Raw genomic sequence first — 23,547 nt, forward strand, 5'->3', positions numbered from 1 at the left:
AAAGTAAAGATATTTTAAAATAAATTGTTCCCCAAGAAACGAAAACATATCTTTATAAAATGCAATTAAATTTTAAAAAAACATCACTTTTTTTAGCTGGTTTTATAGGGTTAATTACAATTATCACAATTATTTTAAATTTTATTATTTCGAATAAAATAAAAACTACTATATCTGAATTACCTAGCCATATTGAAGTAACTTATGAAGATGTAAGCACGAATATTTGGTTTGGTAGTTTTTACATACAACATCCAATAATTGTTGTTAAAGGTCAAAATACAAATGAAAATTTATTAGAAACTGAAGCCAAACAGTTTAAATTAGAAGGGTTTAGCTTATGGAAATATTTTTGGGATAAAAAAATAGACATTGAAACCATTGGTATTAATAACTCAGTATCCAAAATACTATATGATTCATATTTAAAAGAAAATGATTATGGGAGTGAGTCATCAAAGTATTTAAAAAACAATTTTTTAATTAATCATATTTATTTAAATGATGCTAACGTATTAGTAAAAAATGTTGAAAATGATTCTATAATTTTTAGCGTTTCTAGTTTAAATTCAACTGCTAAAGAGTTTGAAATTGATGATTCGAATGTTAATTATCAAAATTTTGTTTTACAAGGGAGTGAAATGTTTTTTGCCGTTAATGAGTTTGAAAACTTGAATGTATCAGAATTTAATATATCAAATAATAAAATAATATTACACAATGTAGGTTTAAATACTAAATATTCTAAAACGCAATTATCGTCAATTTTAAATAAGGAACGCGATCATATTAAAGCAAATTTTAATGAAATATTATTGAGTGAATTAGATTTAAAGTTTAATAAAGGTTTTGGTTTGTCTGCAAAAACAAGTGAAATTAATACGCCTAAAGTTGAAGTGTTTAGAAATAAATTATTGCCAGACGATTTTAAAACAAAACCTTTGCACTCAAAGCTTTTGCGAGATTTAAACTTTAATTTAAATATTGATGACTTAAAAATTAGCGACGGACAAATAACTTATTTTGAAAAAGTTAATAACGATAATAAAACACCTGGAACTATTAGATTTGATAATTTAAATGCGCAAATAAATAATTTAGGAAATGTAAATACCCTGAAACCGCTAAGTATTGAGGTTGATGCATTGTTTATGCAAGAATCTGTTTGTCATGTTGATTGGCATTTTAAAGTTGCAGACACTACTGATGCTTTTGTGTTTAAGGCTGATATAAAAAACTTAAATGCTTCAAAAATAAATCAATTCATTGAGCCAAATTTAAAAGTGAAACTAAAGGGGGAGTTGCAGCAAACTTATTTTTCTGTATATGGTAATAACAATATTTCGAATACAGATTTAAAAATTAAGTACAATAACTTTGAAGTATCTGTTTTAAAAGAAAATGGCAAAGAAAAACGTAAGTTATTATCTGGCTTAGTTAATTTATTTGTGTTAAAAAACACTAACGATAACTCCGATAATTTCCGTTACGGTAAAGCCGAAAATATTATACGAGAAAAAAACAAATCTGTATTTAATTATATATGGTTAAATACTAAACAAGGTTTGTTGTCTGCCATGACTGGTAGAGAAAAAGGAGATTAATTATTTAAATAATCAAATGTTAACTCAATAAAAGTTTTTACTCCTAATAATAAGCCACTTTCATCTATATAAAAATCAGGAGTATGGTGTGGGGCGGCTTTCTCTGAAGGAACATCAACGGGTTTTCCTCCTAAGAAAAAATATAATCCAGGTACTTCTTTAGCAAAAAACGAAAAATCTTCGGCTCCTGTAACTGCTTTGGTGAGTAATACATTACTTTCTCCTGCCACTTTTTGTAATGTAGGTAGCATTTGTGCGGTTAATTCAGGGTTATTATATGTAATAGGGTAACCTTTTTCTATTTCAATAGTGGCCTCAGCCCTGTAAGCTTTTGCTATTGCAGGAACCATTTCTTTCATTCTTTCATTAATCTGTTTTTGCATATCGTAATCTAAGGTTCTTATAGTGCCAATCATTTCAGCACTTTCAGGAATAATATTGCTTCTTACGCCAGAATCAATTTTACCGACAGTAATAACTGCGGCCTCATTTGTTAATTCAGCCTCTCTACTAATTATAGTTTGTAATGCATCAATAATTTTAGCAGAAATCATAATTGGATCTATACCTCCCCAAGGTCTTGAACCATGCGATTGCTTCCCTTTCACATTTACCTTAAAAGATTGAGATGCTGCCATAATACCTCCTGGTTTGTAACTGATAGTTCCTACATCATTTCCTGCTGAAATATGTAAACCAAAAATAGCATCAACATCTGGGTTTTTTAAAACATTTTCTTTTACCATAAGTTCTGCACCACCTTCTTCACCTTCGGGAGCACCTTCTTCTGCTGGTTGAAATATAAATTTCACAGTACCTTTAATTTTGTCTTTGTTTTTAGATAAAATTTCTGCCACTCCCATTAAAATAGCAATGTGAGTATCGTGTCCGCAAGCATGCATAACACCAACATCTTTACCTAAAAAAGTTGTTTTTACTTCAGATTTAAACGGTAAATTCGTTCTTTCTGTTACAGGCAATGCATCTATATCGGCTCTTAAAGCTAAAACTTTGCCATCTTCATTTCCCTTTAAAATACCAACAACACCTGTTTTAGCAACTCCAGTTGTAACTTCTAAGCCAAGATCTTTTAAATGTTTTGCAATTGTTTTTGCTGTATTAAATTCACGATTAGATAATTCTGGATTTTCATGAAAGTATCTTCTCCATTTTATAACTTTTTCTTCAATATCATTGAAATCAGTTTTTAAATTACTTTGAGATAAAAGTGGGAGGTAAAAGCTTAAGCATAAAAGTGTAAGAATTATTTTCATAAGAGCAATAATTTTATTTAAAAAATAAAAAGAATTAAAAAAGTATCTTAAAGTTAAGTAAATAAATTTAAACTGTTTATAAATATTAATAAAACCCCTTAATTAAAAGCGAAACAATGGTTAATTTCACGCTTTTAAATTACTTGTAGATTTTGGAGAAATATTTAAGTCAGTTAAACGAAGCGCAATTAGCGCCAACCATACAAATTGAAGGCCCAATGATAGTTATTGCCGGTGCGGGCTCTGGTAAAACACGTGTACTTACTTTTAGAATTGCTTACATGATGAGTAAGGGCATAGACCCTTTTAATATACTAGCATTAACGTTTACCAATAAAGCCGCACGCGAAATGAAAGAGCGTATCGCTAGCATAGTTGGGCAAAGCGAAGCTAAAAATTTATGGATGGGAACGTTTCACTCCGTGTTTGCTAAAATATTGCGTATTGAAGCCGATAGGTTAGGTTACCCAAGTAATTTTACAATTTACGATACCCAAGATTCAGATCGTTTAATACGCGATATTATTAAAGAAATGAATTTGGATAAAGATATTTATAAATACAAACAAGTTCGTTCTAGAATATCGTCTTATAAAAACAGTTTAATAACGGTTAGAGCATATTTTCAAAACCCAGAACTTATTGAAGCCGATACTATGGCACGACGCCCAAAAATGGGAGATATCTATAAAGAATATGTAGAACGCTGCTTTAAGGCCGGAGCTATGGATTTTGATGATTTATTGCTTAAAACCAACGAGCTTTTAACACGTTTTCCAGAAGTTTTAGCCAAATATCAAAATAGGTTTAAGTATATTTTGGTTGATGAGTATCAAGATACCAACCACTCACAGTATTTAATAGTTCGAGCATTATCAGACAAGTTTCAAAATATATGCGTAGTTGGTGATGATGCGCAAAGTATTTATGCTTTCCGCGGGGCAAATATTAATAACATTTTAAATTTCCAGAAAGATTATCACGATGTAAAAGTATTTCGTTTAGAACAAAATTATCGTTCTACTAAAAACATTGTAAATGCAGCAAATTCTGTAATAGATAAAAACCAAACCAAACTAGATAAAGTGGTTTGGACAGCCAATGATGATGGTGGAAAAATTATAGTTCATCGTTCGTTAACCGATGCTGATGAAGGTCGCTACGTAGCAAGTACTATTTTTGATAATAAAATGAATCATCAGCTACCAAACAGTGATTTTGCCATTTTATACCGTACCAATGCACAATCACGTTCTATTGAAGATGCTTTGCGTAAACGAGATATTCCGTATAGAATTTATGGAGGTTTATCCTTCTATCAGCGTAAAGAAATAAAAGATGTTTTATCGTATTTAAGATTAATTATTAATCCAAAAGATGAAGAAGCTTTAAAACGCGTTATTAATTTTCCGCCCAGAGGTATTGGTCAAACAACTGTCGATAGGTTAATGGTAGCTGCAAATGGCTACAAACGTTCCATTTTTGAAGTTATGAAAAACATCGACAAAACCGATGTTAAAGTAAACTCTGGTACAAAACGAAAACTTTTAGATTTTGTAACCTTAATTGAAAGTTTTCAGGTAATGAACCAAACTGCAGATGTGTTTGAACTTGCCGAATATGTTACCAAAACAAGCGGTTTAATACGCGAGTTTAACAAAGATGGAACGCCCGAAGGTGTTACCAGAATGGAAAACATCGAGGAGCTTTTAAATGGTATGAAGGACTTTGTTGAAGGCCAAAAAGAAATAGTTGATGCCACAGGATCTTTAGCCGAATTTTTAGAAGATGTTGCACTTTCTACCGATATGGATAACGATAAAGACGATGGTAATAAAGTTGCGTTAATGACGATTCACTTAGCCAAAGGTCTTGAGTTTCCGTATGTGTATATTGTTGGTTTAGAAGAAGATTTATTTCCAAGTGCCATGAGTATGAATACACGAAGTGAACTCGAAGAAGAGCGCCGTTTATTTTACGTAGCACTTACAAGAGCTGAAAAACAAGCGTATTTAACCTATGCTTTATCACGATATCGTTGGGGTAAATTGGTAGATTCTGAACCAAGTCGTTTTATTGAAGAAATAGATGAAGAATATTTAGAAATAGAAACACCTATTGAAGAACGCCGAATAAACCCAATGCTGTCGGCTGATATTTTTGGAGATGTGGAACCTAACAAGGTTCGTTTTAAACCGGCTAAACAAGTAAAACTTCAAAAAGGTACTACAAAAAAAACAGCCGAAAAATATCAAGCACCAACACCTAAAAATTTAAAACCTGTAGCTAGTAGTAGTTCTGGTACAGGAAGCCCAAATTTATTCGATAACAAAATAGCCGTTGGTAATAAAGTAAAACATAATCGATTTGGTACCGGAGAAATTATAAAAATTGAAGGCACAGGTCCAGACACTAAAGCCGAAATTAAATTTCAAGTAGGTGTTAAAAAATTATTATTGCGCTTTGCAAAGTTAGAAGTAATAGGCTAGAACAAAACTAAACTTTTAGTGTACTGTTAAATTGTTGTTAAGTACGAATGTTTTTATGGGGTTATACATCTAATACAATGTATAACCATTAAAATATATGTATGAAAGCATTTTTAACTTTAGTAATAATTTTAAGTTTTAAGTTAGTTGTTGCACAACCCGGAGGCGGAGGTATGATGGGCGGTGGCGGCATGAGAGGTGGTGGTCAAGGCGGACAACAAACCCAAGAACGCCAAGAAATACCAGATTTTGATGCCGCTAAAGTAGCTGGTATTTTTAATTATGATGATACCGAAGTTTTAAAAAAAATAAAACTTAAAAAGAAAGAGGCAAATCTTATATTAGAGGTTAGAAAAGCAATTAATACTTATAATGTTAGAGTTAACGAAATAGCACTTTTAAATAAAGATAATTTCGATACTTTAAATGTTTATGTAAATGCTGTTCGCGAATCACAAAAATCTAATCGTGGTCAAAACCAATCAACTAATCGTAATAGTGAACAAAATAGGGAAGATGACCCTATGTTTAAGGTTATGGAACTCGCAAAAGAAAAAATTGAGCCAGTAAAGGCATTGGTTTTAGAGGAAGAAGAAAAACTTAACCAACAAATGCTTACGCTTTTAGATGATAAAAAGTACAATAAGTGGTTAGATTATCAAGAAGAAATAAAAGAAGCTTTAATACCGCAGCGTCCAGAGCGTAACGATTCTGGTATGCAAGGTGGTGGCGGACAAGGAGGCTCCGGAGGTGGAGGCATGATGAGAGGTGGTTTTTAAAACCAAACGCACTTAAGTTACAAATACTCAATACAAGCTATACCATTCTATTTTTGGTAAGTTGTGTATTGGGTATTTTTTATTTAATTAATCTTAAATTAGGCTATAATTTTATTTAAAAAAGTAGTAATTTGAAAAATAAATACTTTTAAATTGTGGCCGAATTCATTAAAATATACGAAGAAAACCCTAATGCTAGAGAAATAGCAAAGGTTGTAAATGTTTTAAAACGAGGTGGTTTAATAATTTATCCTACCGATACGGTTTATGGTTTGGGTTGCGATATTACTAATATAAAAGCTTTAGAACGAGTAGCCCGAATTAAAGGTGTAAAGCTAGAAAAAGCTAATTTTTCCTTTATTTGTCAAGATTTAAGTAATTTAAGCGATTACGTAAAACAAATTGATACTTCTGTATTTAAAATTTTAAAGCGAAATTTACCAGGGCCATATACCTTTATTTTACCAGGCTCCAAACAGTTACCAAACCCTTTTAAAAAACGAAAAACTGTAGGTATTCGCATACCCGATAACAATATAGCTTTAGAAATTGTTAAAGCATTAGGTAACCCAATAATTTCAACATCTATTCACGATGATGATGAAATAATTGAGTACACCACAGATCCAGAATTAATTCTTGAAAAATGGGACAATATAGTTGACTTAGTTATTGATGGCGGTTATGGAGATAATACACCATCAACAGTAATTGATTTATCTGATGGCGAACCTGTTTTAGTACGTGAAGGAAAAGGAGATATTGATATTTATTAAGTTGTTTATATGTAGGTTGAAGTCTTTTATTTGTTTCAAGTAGTGAAATTATCGTTAAAACCAATCATATTATTAATTATTAAAAATTGAATTTAGTAGAGTTGGGGTTAATTCTGTAGGATTATTCATGTGTCATAGTAAGATTTATGATGAAATATTGAAGCAGAAATTAATCAACTTGACACAACAACATTAAAATACAAAACCATGACAACAACTATAGTAGTAATTATTGTTTCGGGAGCTTTAATAATTGGTGCAGTTTGGGGTATTTATGGTAATTTATCTAAAAAACTAGAGGGCTTTTTAGTAGCATTAGCAGGTGGAGCTCTTTTGGTTTCTGCATTACTTGAGTTAATTAATCCTGCACTTGAACAAAACTCGGTTTTAATAACGCTAACTATTGTTTTTGCGGGCGCTATAGTTTTTACTGTTTTAGATTATTTAATTAAAGAAAAATGGGGAAGTAAAAGCGGTGGCGGTTTACTTGCTGCAATTACCTTGGATGGTATTCCAGAAAATTTAGCTATGGGCGTTGCGCTTATTGGGGCAGAACCATTATCTGTGGCTGCATTAGCGGGCTCAATATTTTTATCTAATTTGCCCGAAGCTGCTGGTGGTGCTAAGGAAATGGCAGAAAATAGTGATTCGAAAAAGAAAATTTTGTGGCTTTGGATTATTACTGCGTTAATATTATCTGTATCTGCAATTTTAGGGCATTTTTTATTAGCTGATGTTTCTAATGAATATTTAAATTACATTAAATGTTTTGCAGGTGGTGCGGTTGTAGCATCGTTAGCTTTAGAGGTGTTTCCTAAGGCTTTTAAAGAGGATAAATACTGGACTGGTTTAGCAACTGCTATTGGTTTAGTTCTGGCTTTGTTTTTAAATAGTTTAGGCGAATAAAACTTTAAGGTTTTATTAGTAATATTTTTTAAGTTGTTTGGTTTCGCGTTAAGGATTGAGGCATTTGTTGGAGCTCCTCGCAGAGAGCGACTGCCGAAAGCCTGACCCGATAGGGAAACGCCCAAATGATTTACAGCATAAAAAAAGCCCAACCAAAAATGGTCGGGCTTTTAATTATTTATTTGTGAGATGGCTTAGTTACCAGCTTCTAAATTTTTCATTTCTTTCTCAATCATATCGTAAAACTGATCGATTTTTGGTAAAATTACTATACGTGTTCTACGGTTTTTAGCTCTGTTTTCGGCAGTATCGTTATCTGCTAAAGGCACATAGTGACTACGACCAGCTGCTATTAATTGGCTTGGGTTTACATCTAAATCTTGTAATACTCTAATAATTGAAGTAGAACGTTTTACACTTAAATCCCAGTTATCTAATAACGGTGGTTTGTTGTATGGTACGCTGTCTGTATGACCTTCTACCATACACTCAAAATCAGGCTTACTGTTTACAACTTTAGCTACTTTAGCTAAAACATCTTTAGCTTTGCTTGTTACGTTGTAGCTTCCGCTTTGAAATAATAATTTATCGGCAATAGAAATAAATACAACACCTTTTTCTACGTTTACTTCAATGTCTGGATCGTTAATACCTACTTCACGTTTTAAGCTTGTTACTAGTGCTAATGTTACACTGTCTTTTTTAGTAAGGGCATCTTGTAAACGTGTAATTTTTAAATCTTTTTCTTTTATACTTTCAAGCGTTTTTTCTACGTTACTTGCGCCTTTTGCAGAAAGTACTTGTAAGTTTTCATTGTAATTACGTAAATCTGCAATTTGCTCTTCTAAGGCAGTAGATCTTGCAGTAACAGAAGCTTTTTCTTCTAAGCAAGAATTTAATTTTACTGTTGCTGAGTTAAGCAAATCTTCTGTTTCTTTTTGTTTTGCTTGTAAATCTGTAAATTGCTTTTTTGATACACAAGAGCTTAGTGCTAACATAGCTGATGCACCAAGTATTATAACTTTTTTCATAATGATGTTTAGGATTAATTTTCTTTGTTTACTGATACAAAAATATAGAAAAATAGATTGATTTTAACATTTTAACAAAACTTTTACTATGGTAATTATAATCTGTTAAAATGCTTTGTTTTAGCTATAAAATATGCAAAAACAATAGATTTTTTATGATAATACAATATCTTATTTTTTTGTGATTTTCGTTTTTTAAGTAAAGTACTACAATGCTTATAAAAAGATATGTGAGCTTTTAATATTGAAAAGGTATGTAAAGGTTTAAACTCTACTAAAAACTTTATGGCAGCAATACCATCTAGAATTAATCTAACTAAAATGAGTGTAAAAATATTACCTTTTGCATTTTTAGTAATTGTATATAAGCTGTTTCTAAAATTTAAATAGGTTTTTTTGGGGTTTAAGGCGTTTAATGTTGCACCACCAAGGTGGTATACTATAGAGTTGTTAATGTATTTTATTGAGTAGCCTAAGTTTTTTGCACGCCAACAAAAGTCTATTTCTTCCATGTGTGCAAAAAAATCTTCATCGAATCCTTGTAATTTTTCAAAAATATTACGCTTTACAAAAAAACAAGCTCCTGATGCCCAAAATATTTCGGTGTTATTATTGTATTGTCCGGTGTCTTTTTCAATGGTATTAAAAATTCTTCCTCTACAATAAGGAAACCCATATTTATCAATATAACCACCAGCAGCTCCAGCATATTCAAAATGAGATTTATTTTTAAAGTCTAAAATTTTAGGCTGAATAATAGCGGTATCATTATTTTTAAACTCATTTAAAATAGGTTTAAGCCAATTTTCTGAAACTTCAACATCGTTGTTTAAAAGACAAAATATATCGGCCTTAATAAGTTTTAAAGCATCATTATAACCCTTGGCGTAACCACCATTATCTGAATTACGTATAATTTTTATTTCTGGAAAATTATTTTTGACAAAGATTAAAGAATCGTCGGTTGATGCATTATCTGCAATATAAATATCTGCCTCTATCGAGTATTTTAAAATCGATGGTAAAAACTGTTCAAGTAATTTCTTTCCGTTCCAGTTCAATATAACTATGGCAATTTTCATATTTAAAATTTTGGTATATCAGCTAAAAAATTATAGCGTTCATTATTATAATCCATTGCACAATAGTAATGATTTAGCCCGTTGGTAACCATTAAATAATCGGCATTTAAATTTAAATTATACCGTGCAATTTGATCGAAGGTGCTTTGTGATATTTCAATATTTGGAGCTTTACATTCCACAATTAAGTTAATGTTTCCGTCTGGTTTAAAAACAACTATATCATATCGTTTTTTTAACTTGTTAATAGTAATTTCTTTTTCAACGTTTATTAAAGAAATAGGATAGTTTTTTACGTTAATTAAATAATTAACACAATGCTGTCTTACCCATTCTTCGGGTTGTAAAATGACAAATTTTTTGCGAATAGTATCGAAAATAGAAATTTTATTTTCGCTATTTTTGAAGCGAAACGAATATGTTGGAAAATTTAATTTTTGCACAAGCAAATTTATAATTATAATGCTATTTTAAAATTTTTATTTTAAAATAATTTACAATTAGTACTGATTTTTCTGAAGTAATAAATCTATAAAACCATTTCCTTTGGACGACGTAAAACTATTGGTGACCGATATTAAAAATAGGCAATTAAAACCTATTTATTTTTTAATGGGAGAAGAACCATATTACATTGATAAAATTTCTGATTTTATTGAAAAAACTATTTTAACTGAAGAAGAAAGAGGTTTTAATCAAATGGTGCTTTATGGTAGAGATGTAACAGTTGAAGATATTGTAAGTAATGCTAAGCGTTTTCCAATGATGTCAGAATATCAGGTTGTTATAGTTAAAGAAGCACAAGATTTATCGCGTAATATCGAGAAATTATCTAGTTATGCTCAAAACCCACAGCCAACAACTATATTGGTTGTAAATTATAAATATAAAAAAATTGATAAGCGAAAATCGCTATACAAAACTTTAAAAAAAACAGGAGTTATTTTTGAAAGCAAAAAGCTTTACGAAAATCAAGTAGCAGATTGGATTCGTCGAGTGTTATCTCCAAAAAAATATGCAATTACACCAAAAGCAGCGCAAATGCTTGTTGAGTTTCTAGGAACCGATTTAAGTAAAATAAATAATGAATTAGAAAAATTACAAATTATTTTACCCAAGGGAACCGAAATTACTCCTACACATATTGAAGAAAATATTGGTATTAGTAAAGATTATAATAATTTCGAGCTACGAAAAGCAGTGGGAGAACGAAATATAAAAAAAGCCTATAGCATTGTTAATTATTTTGCAAATAACCCTAAAGACAATCCTATGATAGTAACTGTAGCTTTGCTTTTTAACTTTTTTTCGCAGTTATTGTATTTTCACGGATTATCTGATAAATCTCCTCGTAATGTAGCATCTGCTCTAAAAATTAACCCATATTTTGTTAACGAATATATAGCTGCAGCTCGAAATTATCCTATGAGAAAAGTAAGTGCTATTGTTGGAGTTTTACGTGAATTTGATGTTAAAAGTAAAGGCGTAAATGCAAATGCTGTTCCTCAGGGAGATTTGTTAAAGGAATTGTTGTTCAAAATTTTTAATTAAAATGAAAATTGATATTCACAAAAGTTGGTTGCCTTATTTAAAAGAAGAATTCTCGAAACCATATTTTAAAGAGCTAATAGCTTTTGTTGATCAAGAATATTCAACTAAAACATGTTTTCCTCCAAAAAATGAAATTTTTAACGCTTTTAATGCTTGTCAATTTAACAATGTAAAAGTTGTAATAATAGGGCAAGACCCATACCATGATGTTAACCAGGCAAATGGTTTATGCTTTTCTGTAAATGATGATGTAAAACATCCACCATCATTAGTAAATATTTTTAAAGAAATAGAAAAAGATTTAGGGATTCCTTATCCTGATAGTGGTAATTTAATGCGTTGGGCAAAACAGGGAGTTTTATTACTTAATTCTGTTTTAACAGTAAGAGCTCATGAAGCGGGTAGTCATCAAAAAAAAGGATGGGAAAAATTTACTAATACTATAATTAGTCAAATTAATAAATACAATAAAAATGTAATATTTCTACTTTGGGGAGGTTATGCGAAGAATAAAGCAAAATTAATAGATAGTAATAAGCATAAAATTTTAGCTTCAGGACATCCTTCACCTTTGAGTGCGAATAGAGGGTATTGGTTCGGTAATAAGCATTTTAGTAAAACTAACTTCCTGTTGGAGCAAGTGTCTCAGAATCCTGTAAATTGGTAGTATCTGGTTTTAAAACAACAGGTTTTTTGTTGTTTGGCTTACTAATTTTATTACAACTAAATTTTAATAAAAATAAATTAGTTATAATTAAAAAAGATAGTACTAGTGTAATTGTTAAAATCATAAAAATGGGGGTTTTATTTATAGTTTAAATACTTTAAAAAACCGATGAAATACATAATTAGCATTTAAAGCACATAATTTTATGTTAAAAAAACTACACCAAAAATACAGAATTAAGATTATTTGTGGTTACGGTATTCCCTCATTTCTTTTATTTTTGTACGATATATAATTAACGCAGTTGTTTATTGATAGATTCTTAATTATTCTATTAAAAAACTATTAATTAAATTTTGCTTTTTTTTGAAATTAACCATCTAATAGCTACAAAACGTGTAAAAAAGTAAGTAAAATCAATATGTCAATTGATTATTATTGCTAGCAATTTGAAAATAAAACTTATTTTTGATTAAAATAAAATTTATGAAAGAACCTAAATGGGTAACCGTAAAAGACTATACGGATATTACATACAAAAAATACAATGGCGTTGCCAGAATAGCCTTTAACAGACCAAATGTTCGTAATGCGTTTCGTCCAAAAACTACAAGCGAATTATATGATGCATTTTATGATGCTAATGAAGATGTAAATATTGGTGTTGTATTGCTTTCAGCAGAAGGACCATCAACCAAAGATGGTGTTTATAGTTTTTGTTCTGGTGGCGATCAAAAAGCACGTGGCCATCAAGGTTATGTTGGAGAAGATGGCTATCACCGCCTAAATATATTAGAAGTACAGCGTTTAATTCGTTTTATGCCAAAGGCAGTTATTGCCGTTGTTCCTGGTTGGGCCGTTGGTGGCGGTCACAGTTTACATGTGGTTTGCGATTTGACTTTGGCTAGTAAAGAACACGCTATATTTAAACAAACCGATGCCGATGTAACGAGTTTTGATGGTGGTTATGGCTCTGCTTACTTAGCTAAAATGGTTGGACAGAAAAAAGCAAGAGAAATATTTTTCTTAGGAAGAAATTATTCGGCGCAAGAGGCCTACGAAATGGGCATGGTAAATGCTGTAATTCCTCATGACGAATTAGAAAGTACAGCCTACGAATGGGCTCAAGAAATATTAGCAAAATCGCCTACTTCTATTAAAATGCTAAAATTCGCTATGAATTTAACCGATGATGGCATGGTAGGGCAACAAGTTTTTGCCGGTGAAGCAACACGTTTAGCTTACATGACAGATGAAGCTGTGGAAGGTAGAAATGCTTTCCTTGAAAAACGTAAGCCTAACTTCGATAAAAAATGGATTCCTTAATATGAATAAATTTTCGGTATGGATTTCGGCAATGCGTTTACGAACGTTACCATTGTCGGTTTCCGGAATTATTTTAGCTTCTTGTTTAGCGCAATATAAAGGTGTTTTTAATTGGAGTATTTGTATTCTAGCTATTCTAACAACTTTAAGTTTTCAAATTTTATCCAATTTTGCAAACGATTATGGCGATGGTGTAAAAGGAACAGATAATGCCGAACGCATAGGTCCAGAACGTGCTATTCAATCGGGGAAAATAACACCAAAACAACTTTTTAATGCCATAAAAATAAATATCGTAGTCGCTTTGTTATTGGCTATTGCACTCATTTATATAGCTTTTGGTTCACAATATATACTTTTAAGTGTATTGTTTTTAGTATTAGGTGTAGCTTCAATTATTGCAGCCATGAAATATACGGTTGGAGAAAATGCGTATGGCTACAGAGCTATGGGGGACATTTTTGTTTTCATTTTTTTCGGATTAATAAGTGTTCTAGGGTGTTATGCATTATTTGCCAAAAACCTTGATTTTATTGCCGTTTTACCTGCTTTTGTGGTGGGTTTGTTAAGTACTGGTGTGCTTAATTTAAATAATATGAGAGATAGAATTCCAGACGAAAAAGTAAATAAAATTACTCTGGCTGTTAAACTGGGTGGTCAAAAAGCCAAATGGTATCATTATACTTTAATTGGTATGGCATTAGGTTTGGCTCTAATTTTTGGAATTATTTATTATAAAAATCCTCTAAGTTTAATATTTTTAATAGCTTTTATTCCTATAATAAAACATGTATTAACAGTAGTTAAAAATACCGAACCAGCACAGTTAGATCCAGAGCTTAAAAAATTAGCATTATCAACGGTTTTATTAGCTATATTAATGGGAGTAGGGCAATTATTTTAAAACAATAAAAAATGAAAATTACATTTTACGGTCATGCCTGTTTAGGTATTCAAATAGATGATATTAACATTATTGTTGATCCGTTTATAACACCAAACGAAAAAGCTTCAGCAATTAATATAGAAAATTTAAAAGCAGATTATATACTAATTACTCACGGTCATCAAGATCACATTGAAGATGTTGAAGCTATTGCAAAACGAACAGATGCTACTATAGTTTCAAATTATGAAATTGCAATGCATTATCAAAATAAAGGTTTCGAAGCGCACCCAATGAATCATGGAGGAAAATGGGATTTTGAGTTTGGCTCTGTAAAATATGTAAATGCCATTCATACATCGTCTTTTCCAGACGGAAGTTATGCCGGACAACCGGGAGGTTTTATAATTGAAAGTGAGCATAAAAACATATACATTGCTGGCGATACTGCTTTAACTTACGACATGAAGTTAATCCCTTTAAGCACAAAACTAGATTTAGCAATTTTACCAATAGGAGATAATTTTACTATGGGTATTGACGACGCTATTCTTGCAAGCGATTTTGTAGAATGTGATAAAATTTTAGGATATCATTTTGATACTTTTGGTTACATCGAAATAAACCACGAAGAAGCAAAACGTAAATTTTTCGAAAAAGATAAAGATTTAATGCTTTTAGAAATTGGTGAATCTATAGAATTGTAAATGATTACAGCAAACTACAAACAATACATTCTTAATTTTAAACAACCCAGCGGTACATCGCGCGGTATTTTAAGAACTAAAGAAACCTGGTTTTTAATTCTTGAAGAAGATAATAAAAAAGGTATTGGGGAATGTGGTTTGTTTCGAGGACTTTCTATTGACGACAGACTCGATTATGAAGAGAAATTGCTTTGGGTTTGTAAGAATATCAATTTAGGATTATCTGAGTTATTAGAAGCTTCAAAAGAATTCCCGAGTATTCAAATGGGTTTAGAAATGGCTTTTAAATCACTTGAAGCAGAGGATTCATTCTCAATTTTTCCATCAAAGTTCACAAAAGGAGAAGCACAAATTAATATTAACGGATTAATTTGGATGGGAAGCGAAGCTTTCATGAAAAAGCAAATTGAAGACAAAATTAAAGCTGGGTTTTCATGTATTAAAATGAAAATTGGAGCTATCGATTTTGAAACCGAAATCAATCTTTTAAAATCTATAAGACGAAGTTTTTCAAAGACAGATATCGAACTACGAGTTGATGCCAATGGTGCTTTTTCGCCACTTGAAGCTTTAGAAAAACTAAAAATATTATCAGAATTAGAGCTTCATTCCATAGAGCAGCCTATTAAACAAGGTCAAATTGAAGCTATGGCAACACTATGTGAGCAAACACCATTACCAATTGCTTTAGATGAAGAATTAATAGGTGTGTTTTCTGTAACAAACAAAGCCCAATTGCTACAAACTATAAATCCGCAATATATTATTTTAAAACCAACTTTAGTTGGCGGGTTTAAAGGTAGTGACGAATGGATAAATTTAGCTAAAAAAAATAATATGGGTTGGTGGATTACAAGTGCTTTAGAGAGCAATATTGGTTTAAACGCCATTGCACAATACACTTTTAAAAAAAACACAACAATGCCACAAGGTCTAGGTACAGGCGGTTTATTTACCAATAATTTCGAGAGTCCGCTACAAGTTAATAATGGTAAATTAAGTTTTAATAAAAACGTATCATTTAATTTTAATTTATAAATGAATTATATACAACAAGCTTACAAAGGCAAGCGTGAATTATGGATGTTTTTGTTAACAGCATTTTTAATTTCAGGAATATTTATATTAAATTTTATAATGTTTCTTTTTACAAGTAAAGAAGATATGGAAATGCTTTACGATTCTATGAAAGCCATTCCATCAAACATATCTTTAGTTGCAAATTTATTACCGTTTGCATTTTTACTTGGTTTGTTATTCGTATTAGTTCGTTTTTTGCATGAGCGTAGTTTACTATCGCTTACAACAACGCGAAAAAAAGTCGATTTTAAACGTGTTTTTCTGGCTTTTTTCGTCATCGTATTGCTAACTGTAGGTTCGTTTGCAGTATCTTATTATGCAGATCCTAGTCAAATTGAATTTCAGTTTAAACCCCTAAAGTTTGCCATTCTTTTTGTTATCAGTATTTTACTTTTTCCATTTCAAATCGGGTTAGAAGAATATTTGTTTCGCGGCTATTTAATGCAGCATATTGGTGTATTAGTTAAAAATAAATGGTTTCCCTTAATTTTCACTTCGGTAATGTTTGGTATTGCACACAGTGCGAATCCAGAAGTAGCAGAAATGGGCTATATTACTATGGTTTTTTATATAGGAACCGGTTTGCTTTTAGGAATTATGACTTTAATGGATGAAGGCTTAGAGCTTGCTTTAGGTTTTCACCTAGGAAATAACCTAATGGCTGCATTGTTAGTTACTAGCGATTGGTCTGCTTTACAAACCGATGCTATTTTTAAATACACAGCTGAAGAAGCGAATACAAGTATTACCGAAATTTTACTTCCAGTTATCGTATTTTATCCAATAATTCTGTTTATTTTTTCTAAAGTTTATAAATGGACGAATTGGAATGAAAAATTATTTGGTAAAGTTGAAGAACCCGGGCAAGAAAACTATAAAATAATCGAATAAATAAAAGCTTAGCTATGACACCAACTTACAAAAACGTGCATCTAAAATTTAAACTAGATGGCCTTAGTTACAAGTACGATGATTTAATGGAAATCGCTTATAATTATGTAAAGGAAGGTTATCCTTTTCAGCAAGAATTAGGCGAGTTTTTGTTAGATTGGTTAGATCAACATGACTATGTTGAAGTGAATACATCTGGCTCAACCGGTAAACCTAAAAAGTTAAAAATTAAAAAAGCAGCTATGATAAATTCTGCTTTAGCTACAGGCGATTTTTTCGGCTTACAACCAGGAGATAAAGTACTAAACTGTTTGCCATCAAATTTTATAGCAGGTAAAATGATGATGGTTCGCGCCATTATTTTAGGATTAGAAATAGATATGTTGGCACCAACATCGAAACCTGTTATAGATTTCGATAAACCTTACGATTTTTGTGCCTTTACGCCAATGCAACTTAAAAGTTTTGACACATACATCAATAATATAAAAACTATAATTGTTGGTGGTGGTATGGTTTCTAAATCTATAATTGAGTCTATTCAAGACAAAAAAGCTAATATATACGAAACTTACGGTATGACAGAAACCGTAACACATATTGCGGTAAAAAAATTAAATCATATCAAAAATCCTTTAACAGATAATTATTTTAAAACCTTACCAAATGTTACTGTTCAAACCGACGACAGAAGTTGTTTGGTAATAAATGCACCAAAAATTGCATCCGAAAAAATTATAACCAACGACATTGTAAAAATACATTCAGAAAATAGTTTTGAGTGGTTAGGTCGCTTCGATAATGTTATAAATTCTGGAGGTATAAAATTGTATCCGGAACAAATAGAGAAGAAGCTTCAAAGTAAAATAAAAGAAGAGTTTTTTGTAGCATCTATTCCAGACGATACATTGGGAGAAAAACTAATATTATTAATAGAAACAGGAAATAAAGATTTTGACACATCTGTTTTTGATGTTTTAGATAAATACGAAAAACCTAAAGAGGTTATTACATTACCCAAATTTATTCAAACAGCTTCAGGTAAAATACACAGGCAAAAAACTTTAGAGTTGGCCTAATAATAGTTTAAATTATAATTACTTATGAATTTTTTAAAACGTGTTTTCTCTACCGTTATCGGTATTATTGTATTTCTAATTTTATGCTTTTTGGGCATTCTAGCCATAGGTATGCTTTTTGGTTCAGGACAAGATGAAATGGTAAAACCCAAGGTGAATTCTGTGCTAGAGCTTAAGTTAGATTTCCCAATTAAAGATTATGCTGGTAAAATAGTTTTTCCGGAGTACCCTTTTCTTGATGAGCACGAAAAAAACGGACTTTTTAATATCATAAGTGCTATAGAATATGCGAAAACAGATAAAAATATTAAAGGTATCTCGATTGATAATAATTTTATAAACGCCGGTATAACCCAAACCAAAGAGCTTCGTAAAGCATTACAAGATTTTAAAGAATCTGGTAAATTTGTTGTGGCTTACGCCGATATTTTTACTCAAAAAGATTATTATTTAAGTTCTGTTGCCGATACGGTTTACATAAACCCTGCTGGAATGTTGGAGTTTAAAGGTTTATACAGCGAGCATTTATATTTTAAAGATTTTCAAGAAAAAACGGGTTTAAAAATGGAAGTTATCCGTCTAGGAAAATACAAAAGTGCTGTAGAGCCTTATCTTGATAATGTAATGAGCGATAACAACAGAGAGCAAATAAACGCGTATTTATCTTCACTTTGGACTGAAATTAAAAACGATATTTCTGTAAGTAGAAATATTCCTGTTGAAACCTTAAATACTATTGCAGATAGTCTGTTAGGAAGAAACCCAAACCTAGCTCTAACAAATGGATTAATTGATAAAATAGCCTATCACGACGAGTATGTTTATGCCATTAAGCAAGCTATTGGAGTTGATGAAACCAAAGAGTTAGAGACTATAACAATTAAAGATTACGCGCAATATGCAGCAACAAAAATACCTGTAAATTATAGTGCTAGTAAAATTGCAGTTATTTATGCCGAAGGCGATATTATTTATGGTGAAGGCGACGAAAATACAATTGGTCAAGGTACCATGACAAAATCATTACAAAAAGCAAGAAAAGACGATAAAATTAAAGCCGTAGTTTTAAGAATTAACTCACCAGGAGGTAGCGCTTTGGCAAGCGAGCTTATTTGGCGTGAAATAGAACTTACCAAAAAAGTAAAGCCAGTTATTGTTTCAATGGGTAATTTAGCAGCTTCGGGTGGTTATTATATAGCTTGTAATGCCGATAAAATTATAGCCGAACCAACTACAATTACCGGAAGTATAGGTGTGTTTGGTATGTTGCCAAACGGAAAAACTTTAGCCGATAATATTGGTATTAATGCAGAACAAGTTAAAACTAACGAAAACGCCGTTACGTATAGCTTTTTTGAGCCTTTAGACGATATGCAGCGTGCATTTATTAAAGAAGGTGTTTTAGATATATATGATTTATTTACAAAACGTGTTTCTGATGGTAGAAATTTAACTAGAGACCAAGTTGAAGCCATTGCACAAGGGCGAGTTTGGACGGGTGCCGATGCTTTAAATATTGGTTTGGTTGATGAATTAGGTGGTTTAGATTTAGCGTTAAAATACGCGGCTGAAGTTGCAGAACTAAGCGAATATAGAAAAGTAGAATACCCAATTTTTGAAAAAGATCTAGACAAAATACTAGAAAGTTTCGGAATTGTAAAAGCAAAAGAAACCTTACTAAAAGAAGAATTAGGCGAGGAGCAATATAAAATGTACAAGAAAGTAAAAGCCATTTCAGAGAAAAAAGGAATTCAATTATTATTCCCTTTCGATACTGAAATAAAATAAGCTAAAACCGTTTTCTTAAAACCTGATCTTCATTAAAATCATAGGCGCGCCAAGTTCCACTTTGTGCGCCATTTTTATATTTACCGCTTATTTTTAATTTACCGTTTTTGTAATAGCTAAAATATTTACCATGCGGTTTACCATCTTTTAATTCAACTGAAAACCTTGTTTCACCATTACTGTATTTTCTGCTAAAATATTTGGCTGTTAAATCGTTTGGATATATTTCAGGAATATTAAATACAGCATCAACATTCATTTTATCCGTTAGCTCTTTTTCAGTTAAACTATTATTTTTTGTTGATTTTGTTATATTTTTTATTTGGTACTTCTCTTTAACCAATTCAATATCTAAATAACTAATAGCTATACGACTTTCAAAAAAATCTTTTTCTGGTGATAATTGAAATCCAATTTGTGGAAAACAGATAAAATAGTCCTTGTTTTTAGTTAAACTCTGTTTTGTTGAAGCATCTGCAAATTGATACAGATTTTTATAAAGAAATGGAGTATTTGCATAGGTAAAAACAGATGTTCTACTATCAAAATGATCATTAAAATCTATAAAATCGTTAGAGAAAGCTAACGTTTCTTTTTCGGTATAATTTTTTATAATGGTTTTTAAAGTGTTGGGGTTATTGCTAAACACTACAAAATCATCAATTACCGTATAATAAGGTTTTTCAATGTTTTTAAATAGGTTACCAAGTATTACTTTAAAGAAGCTTTTTATAGATAAATAATTAATATCATGTGCTAAATAATTAACAGTTTTAAATTTTACTGGGCTCCGTTTTTTTATTTGATTTAATATATAGTTTAAATTTTCTGTAGCATCATCTACATCTTTAGTTTTTAAAACTAAAGCCACATCTTTAGTAGATTTACTAACGGAAGATTGCATTTGCAGTAATGCCATTTCATCATCAATCCAACTAAAAAAGTGTTCTTTTAAATTGATATTTAAGAAATTTTCAATTTGTTCTGTACCATCTAAATAGTTTTTAAATTGTTCAGGATTTTCTTTTTGTATAGCTTCAAAATTGCTGTAAAATTCAGAAAAACTACTAAATGTAAAACTGGTGTATAATGCTGTTTGTTTAGGTGCAATATTGTAAATACTACGTTTTGATGTACCCGATTTTTGTAAGGCTTGTAAATAAATAGAAGCGTTTGTATTTGTTTTAGTAACGCCGTTTGCAATAATGTTATTTTCCTTATCAATATTAAAACTAAATCCGCTCCAATTTAAACTATTGTTTAAGGTTTTAATGTATTCGGTTTCTTCATTAAAAAATACATTACTAAAATCGTTTAAATATTTAAAATTGAAGAATAATCGGAATAAATTACCATCATTAACTTCTTTATTAACTTCAATAAAATTTAAATCTCTACCAATTTTGGGTTCGTTGTATTGGTCTATTGATGCTTCAACTAAAGTATGTACGTAAGATAAAATCATTTGATTTTTAATAAAGCTTATGTACAAAGTTTCTCGAGTTACATTACTGTAAATTTCAATTATTTCATGCTGATGGTAAGCACGGTTACTTACTTTAAAATCATCATTTACAAAAGTATTTAAATGTGTTTTTACAATGTTTAATTTTGCTATTTTTTGTAAGTCTACGGCGTATAAAAAGCTATATTTTTTAGGCGAATAAACATGGGCAGAAATTAAAATTTCTCGATTGCCAATATAGCTTAAAAGCGTTTGCTCTTTTTTAAAAATAGTATCGAGTGTGTTTAAATTTTCAGATAGTTCATTAAAGTAACTATTGGTATTTAAGTGTTTCCAAATTGGGCTTTCGCTTATTGCATTCCAATCGTCTAGCGGTTTTTGGGTTTCAAGAATATAAACAGCATCTTCAGGAATTAGGTAAACAGATTTTATGTTGTCATTATTATCAACATAAAAAAGGTAAAACAAATATATTATTAAACTAATTATAGCAAATAAACCTGTAATTAAAAGATGTTTTTTTTTCATTTATTAAACTTGTAAAACTCCCATATTAAAAGGTTTTTCAATAGGGGCGTGGTTAGCAGCTTCAATACCCATACTAATCCAAGTTCTGGTATCTAGTGGATCGATAATTGCATCTGTCCATAGTCTTGCCGCAGCATAATATGGCGATACTTGGGTATCGTATTTAGCTTTAATTTTATTGTAAAGGGCTTCTTCTTTTTCTTTGGTTATTTCTTCACCTTTCTTTTTTAAAGAAGCGGTTTCTATTTGTAAAAGTACTTTTGCAGCAGAGTTTCCACTCATTACGGCAAGTTCTGCGCTTGGCCATGCAGCAATTAATCGTGGGTCGTAGGCTTTACCACACATGGCATAATTACCGGCGCCGTAACTGTTTCCTATAATAATAGTGAATTTTGGAACCACCGAATTACCTACAGCATTTACCATTTTTGCACCATCTTTTATAATGCCAGAATGTTCGCTTTTACTGCCCACCATAAAGCCGGTAACATCTTGTAAAAATACTAACGGAATCTTTTTTTGGTTACAATTAGCAATAAAACGGGTGGCTTTATCGGCGCTATCGTTATAAATTACACCACCAAATTGCATTTCGCCTTTTTTAGTTTTAACTAGTTTGCGTTGGTTAGCCACAATACCAACGGCCCAACCATCAATTCTAGCATATCCAGTAATAATGGTTTGCCCGAAGCCTGCTTTGTATTCTTCAAATTCTGAATCATCAACTAAACGCTTAATGATGTCGTTCATATCATATTGATCGGCACGACTTTTTGGTAAAATACCATAAATATCTTGCGGATTTTCTTTTGGTTTTTTAGAATCGGTGCGATTAAAACCAGCTTTATCGTAATCGCCAATTTTATCAATAATATTTTTTATTTTATCAAGTGCATCTTTATCATCTTTAGCCTTATAATCTGTTACACCAGAAATTTCGCAATGTGTTGTAGCTCCTCCAAGGGTTTCGTTATCGATACTTTCTCCAATAGCAGCTTTAACCAAATAACTTCCAGCTAAAAAAATACTTCCTGTTTTATCTACAATCAAGGCTTCGTCGCTCATAATAGGTAAGTAGGCGCCACCTGCAACACAGCTACCCATAACAGCAGCAATTTGGGTTATGCCCATACTGCTCATAATAGCGTTGTTTCTAAAAATGCGTCCAAAATGTTCTTTATCAGGAAAAATTTCGTCTTGCATAGGTAAATAAACGCCAGCAGAATCAACAAGATAAATTATTGGTAATTTATTTTCTATAGCGATTTCTTGAGCTCTTAAATTCTTTTTTCCAGTAATAGGAAACCAAGCTCCTGCTTTAACAGTGGCATCATTTGCAACAATAATACATTGTTTTCCTTTTACAAAACCAATTTTTACAACCACACCACCAGAAGGGCAACCACCATGTTCGGTATACATATCTTCGCCAGCAAAAGCCGCAATTTCAATAGAGTTTTTGTTGTTATCTAATAGATAATCAATGCGTTCTCTAGCGGTAAGTTTACCTTTAGCACGAAGTTTTTCTATTCTAGTTTTACCGCCACCTAGTTTTACTTTGGTAAGCTTTTTTTTTAGTACACTTAGTAAAAGTTTGTTATGATCTTCGTTTTTATTGAAGTTGATGTCCATTGAAAT

At 31.1% G+C, this 23,547-nt stretch carries 20 protein-coding genes; 14 read left to right on the forward strand and 6 right to left on the reverse strand.

All coding sequences use genetic code 11. The features are described 5' to 3' along the window. The first annotated feature begins 59 nt into the window (after nucleotides 1–59). Nucleotides 60–1,604 (forward strand): hypothetical protein, encoded by a 1,545-nt coding sequence (locus LG649_RS01830; protein ID WP_226540306.1) that lies wholly within the window; start codon nucleotides 60–62, stop codon nucleotides 1,602–1,604. Here the strand turns inward: LG649_RS01830 and LG649_RS01835 are convergent. Then, a complete protein-coding gene (locus LG649_RS01835; RefSeq protein WP_226540313.1) occupies nucleotides 1,601–2,878 on the reverse strand; it encodes an amidohydrolase in 1,278 nt (425 codons plus the stop codon). The genes LG649_RS01830 and LG649_RS01835 overlap by 4 nt on opposite strands. 152 nt (nucleotides 2,879–3,030) lie before the next feature. Here LG649_RS01835 and LG649_RS01840 point away from each other — a divergent pair, with 152 nt between their 5' ends. The 4 genes from LG649_RS01840 to LG649_RS01855 all read left to right on the forward strand — a co-directional run bounded on the left by LG649_RS01840 (nucleotide 3,031) and on the right by LG649_RS01855 (nucleotide 7,828). Then, on the forward strand, nucleotides 3,031–5,367 hold the full coding sequence (locus LG649_RS01840) for an ATP-dependent helicase (protein ID WP_226540315.1): 2,337 nt from the start codon (nucleotides 3,031–3,033) through the stop codon (nucleotides 5,365–5,367). A 101-nt stretch (nucleotides 5,368–5,468) separates the two neighbouring features. Then, nucleotides 5,469–6,146, forward strand: coding sequence for a hypothetical protein (locus LG649_RS01845; RefSeq protein WP_226540317.1), 678 nt, complete (start codon nucleotides 5,469–5,471; stop codon nucleotides 6,144–6,146). 155 nt (nucleotides 6,147–6,301) lie between these two features. Next, a complete protein-coding gene (locus tag LG649_RS01850; RefSeq protein ID WP_226540322.1) occupies nucleotides 6,302–6,922 on the forward strand; it encodes an L-threonylcarbamoyladenylate synthase in 621 nt (206 codons plus the stop codon). Nucleotides 6,923–7,129: 207 nt separating this feature from the next. After that, complete coding sequence (locus LG649_RS01855; RefSeq protein ID WP_226540324.1) at nucleotides 7,130–7,828, forward strand: ZIP family metal transporter; 699 nt, start codon at nucleotides 7,130–7,132, stop codon at nucleotides 7,826–7,828. A 194-nt stretch (nucleotides 7,829–8,022) separates the two neighbouring features. On the opposite strand, the gene LG649_RS01860 is transcribed toward LG649_RS01855, so the two are convergent. The 3 genes from LG649_RS01860 to LG649_RS01870 all read right to left on the reverse strand — a co-directional run bounded on the left by LG649_RS01860 (nucleotide 8,023) and on the right by LG649_RS01870 (nucleotide 10,384). Then, the gene (locus LG649_RS01860) at nucleotides 8,023–8,859 is read right to left on the reverse strand and encodes an OmpA family protein (RefSeq protein WP_226540326.1); all 837 of its coding nucleotides are present in this window, start codon (nucleotides 8,857–8,859) and stop codon (nucleotides 8,023–8,025) included. Nucleotides 8,860–8,954: 95 nt separating this feature from the next. Further along, nucleotides 8,955–9,941, reverse strand: a complete 987-nt coding sequence (locus tag LG649_RS01865; RefSeq protein WP_226540328.1) for a glycosyltransferase family 2 protein — start codon at nucleotides 9,939–9,941, stop codon at nucleotides 8,955–8,957. Nucleotides 9,942–9,943: 2 nt separating this feature from the next. Then, complete coding sequence (locus LG649_RS01870; protein WP_226540330.1) at nucleotides 9,944–10,384, reverse strand: type I restriction enzyme HsdR N-terminal domain-containing protein; 441 nt, start codon at nucleotides 10,382–10,384, stop codon at nucleotides 9,944–9,946. 103 nt (nucleotides 10,385–10,487) lie between these two features. Here LG649_RS01870 and holA point away from each other — a divergent pair, with 103 nt between their 5' ends. From holA to sppA, 9 genes are all read left to right on the forward strand, one after another. Then, entirely contained in the window at nucleotides 10,488–11,492 is a 1,005-nt protein-coding gene (holA, locus tag LG649_RS01875) for a DNA polymerase III subunit delta (RefSeq protein ID WP_226540337.1), read from the forward strand. Between the two features lies 1 nt (nucleotide 11,493). Continuing rightward, nucleotides 11,494–12,159, forward strand: a complete 666-nt coding sequence (locus LG649_RS01880; protein WP_226540339.1) for a uracil-DNA glycosylase — start codon at nucleotides 11,494–11,496, stop codon at nucleotides 12,157–12,159. A 486-nt stretch (nucleotides 12,160–12,645) separates the two neighbouring features. Next, nucleotides 12,646–13,485 (forward strand): 1,4-dihydroxy-2-naphthoyl-CoA synthase, encoded by an 840-nt coding sequence (locus LG649_RS01885; RefSeq protein WP_226540341.1) that lies wholly within the window; start codon nucleotides 12,646–12,648, stop codon nucleotides 13,483–13,485. Between the two features lies 1 nt (nucleotide 13,486). Then, the gene (gene menA / locus LG649_RS01890; protein ID WP_226540342.1) at nucleotides 13,487–14,389 is read left to right on the forward strand and encodes a 1,4-dihydroxy-2-naphthoate octaprenyltransferase; all 903 of its coding nucleotides are present in this window, start codon (nucleotides 13,487–13,489) and stop codon (nucleotides 14,387–14,389) included. 11 nt (nucleotides 14,390–14,400) lie between these two features. Further along, the gene (locus LG649_RS01895) at nucleotides 14,401–15,078 is read left to right on the forward strand and encodes a metal-dependent hydrolase (RefSeq protein WP_226540343.1); all 678 of its coding nucleotides are present in this window, start codon (nucleotides 14,401–14,403) and stop codon (nucleotides 15,076–15,078) included. Beyond that, nucleotides 15,079–16,116, forward strand: a complete 1,038-nt coding sequence (locus LG649_RS01900; RefSeq protein ID WP_226540344.1) for an o-succinylbenzoate synthase — start codon at nucleotides 15,079–15,081, stop codon at nucleotides 16,114–16,116. After that, the gene (locus tag LG649_RS01905; RefSeq protein ID WP_226540345.1) at nucleotides 16,117–17,049 is read left to right on the forward strand and encodes a CPBP family intramembrane glutamic endopeptidase; all 933 of its coding nucleotides are present in this window, start codon (nucleotides 16,117–16,119) and stop codon (nucleotides 17,047–17,049) included. Between the two features lie 14 nt (nucleotides 17,050–17,063). Continuing rightward, on the forward strand, nucleotides 17,064–18,128 hold the full coding sequence (locus tag LG649_RS01910; RefSeq protein ID WP_226540346.1) for an AMP-binding protein: 1,065 nt from the start codon (nucleotides 17,064–17,066) through the stop codon (nucleotides 18,126–18,128). A 24-nt stretch (nucleotides 18,129–18,152) separates the two neighbouring features. Next, nucleotides 18,153–19,916 (forward strand): signal peptide peptidase SppA, encoded by a 1,764-nt coding sequence (gene sppA, locus LG649_RS01915; protein WP_226540355.1) that lies wholly within the window; start codon nucleotides 18,153–18,155, stop codon nucleotides 19,914–19,916. Nucleotide 19,917: 1 nt separating this feature from the next. On the opposite strand, the gene LG649_RS01920 is transcribed toward sppA, so the two are convergent. Together LG649_RS01920 and LG649_RS01925 are read right to left on the reverse strand one after the other, a co-directional pair. After that, nucleotides 19,918–21,909 carry a DUF3352 domain-containing protein gene (locus LG649_RS01920; RefSeq protein ID WP_226540357.1) on the reverse strand — a complete coding sequence of 664 codons (1,992 nt, stop codon included), beginning with the start codon at nucleotides 21,907–21,909 and terminating at the stop codon, nucleotides 19,918–19,920. 3 nt (nucleotides 21,910–21,912) lie between these two features. Then, entirely contained in the window at nucleotides 21,913–23,541 is a 1,629-nt protein-coding gene (locus LG649_RS01925) for an acyl-CoA carboxylase subunit beta (RefSeq protein WP_226540359.1), read from the reverse strand. Between the last annotated feature and the right edge of the window lie 6 nt (nucleotides 23,542–23,547).

Origin of the sequence: Neotamlana laminarinivorans (assembly GCF_020523925.1) — a bacterium.
Lineage (GTDB): Bacteria > Bacteroidota > Bacteroidia > Flavobacteriales > Flavobacteriaceae > Neotamlana > Neotamlana laminarinivorans.

What these genes read in the sequence shown, in the direction of transcription:
- LG649_RS01830 (WP_226540306.1), top strand. Translation starts at nt 60, where the DNA reads ATGCAATTAAATTTTAAAAAAACATCACTTTTTTTAGCTGGTTTTATA.
- LG649_RS01835 (WP_226540313.1), bottom strand. Translation starts at nt 2,878, where the DNA reads ATGAAAATAATTCTTACACTTTTATGCTTAAGCTTTTACCTCCCACTT.
- LG649_RS01845 (WP_226540317.1), top strand. Translation starts at nt 5,469, where the DNA reads ATGAAAGCATTTTTAACTTTAGTAATAATTTTAAGTTTTAAGTTAGTT.
- LG649_RS01855 (WP_226540324.1), top strand. Translation starts at nt 7,130, where the DNA reads ATGACAACAACTATAGTAGTAATTATTGTTTCGGGAGCTTTAATAATT.
- LG649_RS01860 (WP_226540326.1), bottom strand. Translation starts at nt 8,859, where the DNA reads ATGAAAAAAGTTATAATACTTGGTGCATCAGCTATGTTAGCACTAAGC.
- LG649_RS01865 (WP_226540328.1), bottom strand. Translation starts at nt 9,941, where the DNA reads ATGAAAATTGCCATAGTTATATTGAACTGGAACGGAAAGAAATTACTT.
- LG649_RS01880 (WP_226540339.1), top strand. Translation starts at nt 11,494, where the DNA reads ATGAAAATTGATATTCACAAAAGTTGGTTGCCTTATTTAAAAGAAGAA.
- LG649_RS01885 (WP_226540341.1), top strand. Translation starts at nt 12,646, where the DNA reads ATGAAAGAACCTAAATGGGTAACCGTAAAAGACTATACGGATATTACA.
- menA (WP_226540342.1), top strand. Translation starts at nt 13,487, where the DNA reads ATGAATAAATTTTCGGTATGGATTTCGGCAATGCGTTTACGAACGTTA.
- LG649_RS01895 (WP_226540343.1), top strand. Translation starts at nt 14,401, where the DNA reads ATGAAAATTACATTTTACGGTCATGCCTGTTTAGGTATTCAAATAGAT.
- LG649_RS01900 (WP_226540344.1), top strand. Translation starts at nt 15,079, where the DNA reads ATGATTACAGCAAACTACAAACAATACATTCTTAATTTTAAACAACCC.
- LG649_RS01905 (WP_226540345.1), top strand. Translation starts at nt 16,117, where the DNA reads ATGAATTATATACAACAAGCTTACAAAGGCAAGCGTGAATTATGGATG.
- LG649_RS01910 (WP_226540346.1), top strand. Translation starts at nt 17,064, where the DNA reads ATGACACCAACTTACAAAAACGTGCATCTAAAATTTAAACTAGATGGC.
- sppA (WP_226540355.1), top strand. Translation starts at nt 18,153, where the DNA reads ATGAATTTTTTAAAACGTGTTTTCTCTACCGTTATCGGTATTATTGTA.
- LG649_RS01920 (WP_226540357.1), bottom strand. Translation starts at nt 21,909, where the DNA reads ATGAAAAAAAAACATCTTTTAATTACAGGTTTATTTGCTATAATTAGT.
- LG649_RS01925 (WP_226540359.1), bottom strand. Translation starts at nt 23,541, where the DNA reads ATGGACATCAACTTCAATAAAAACGAAGATCATAACAAACTTTTACTA.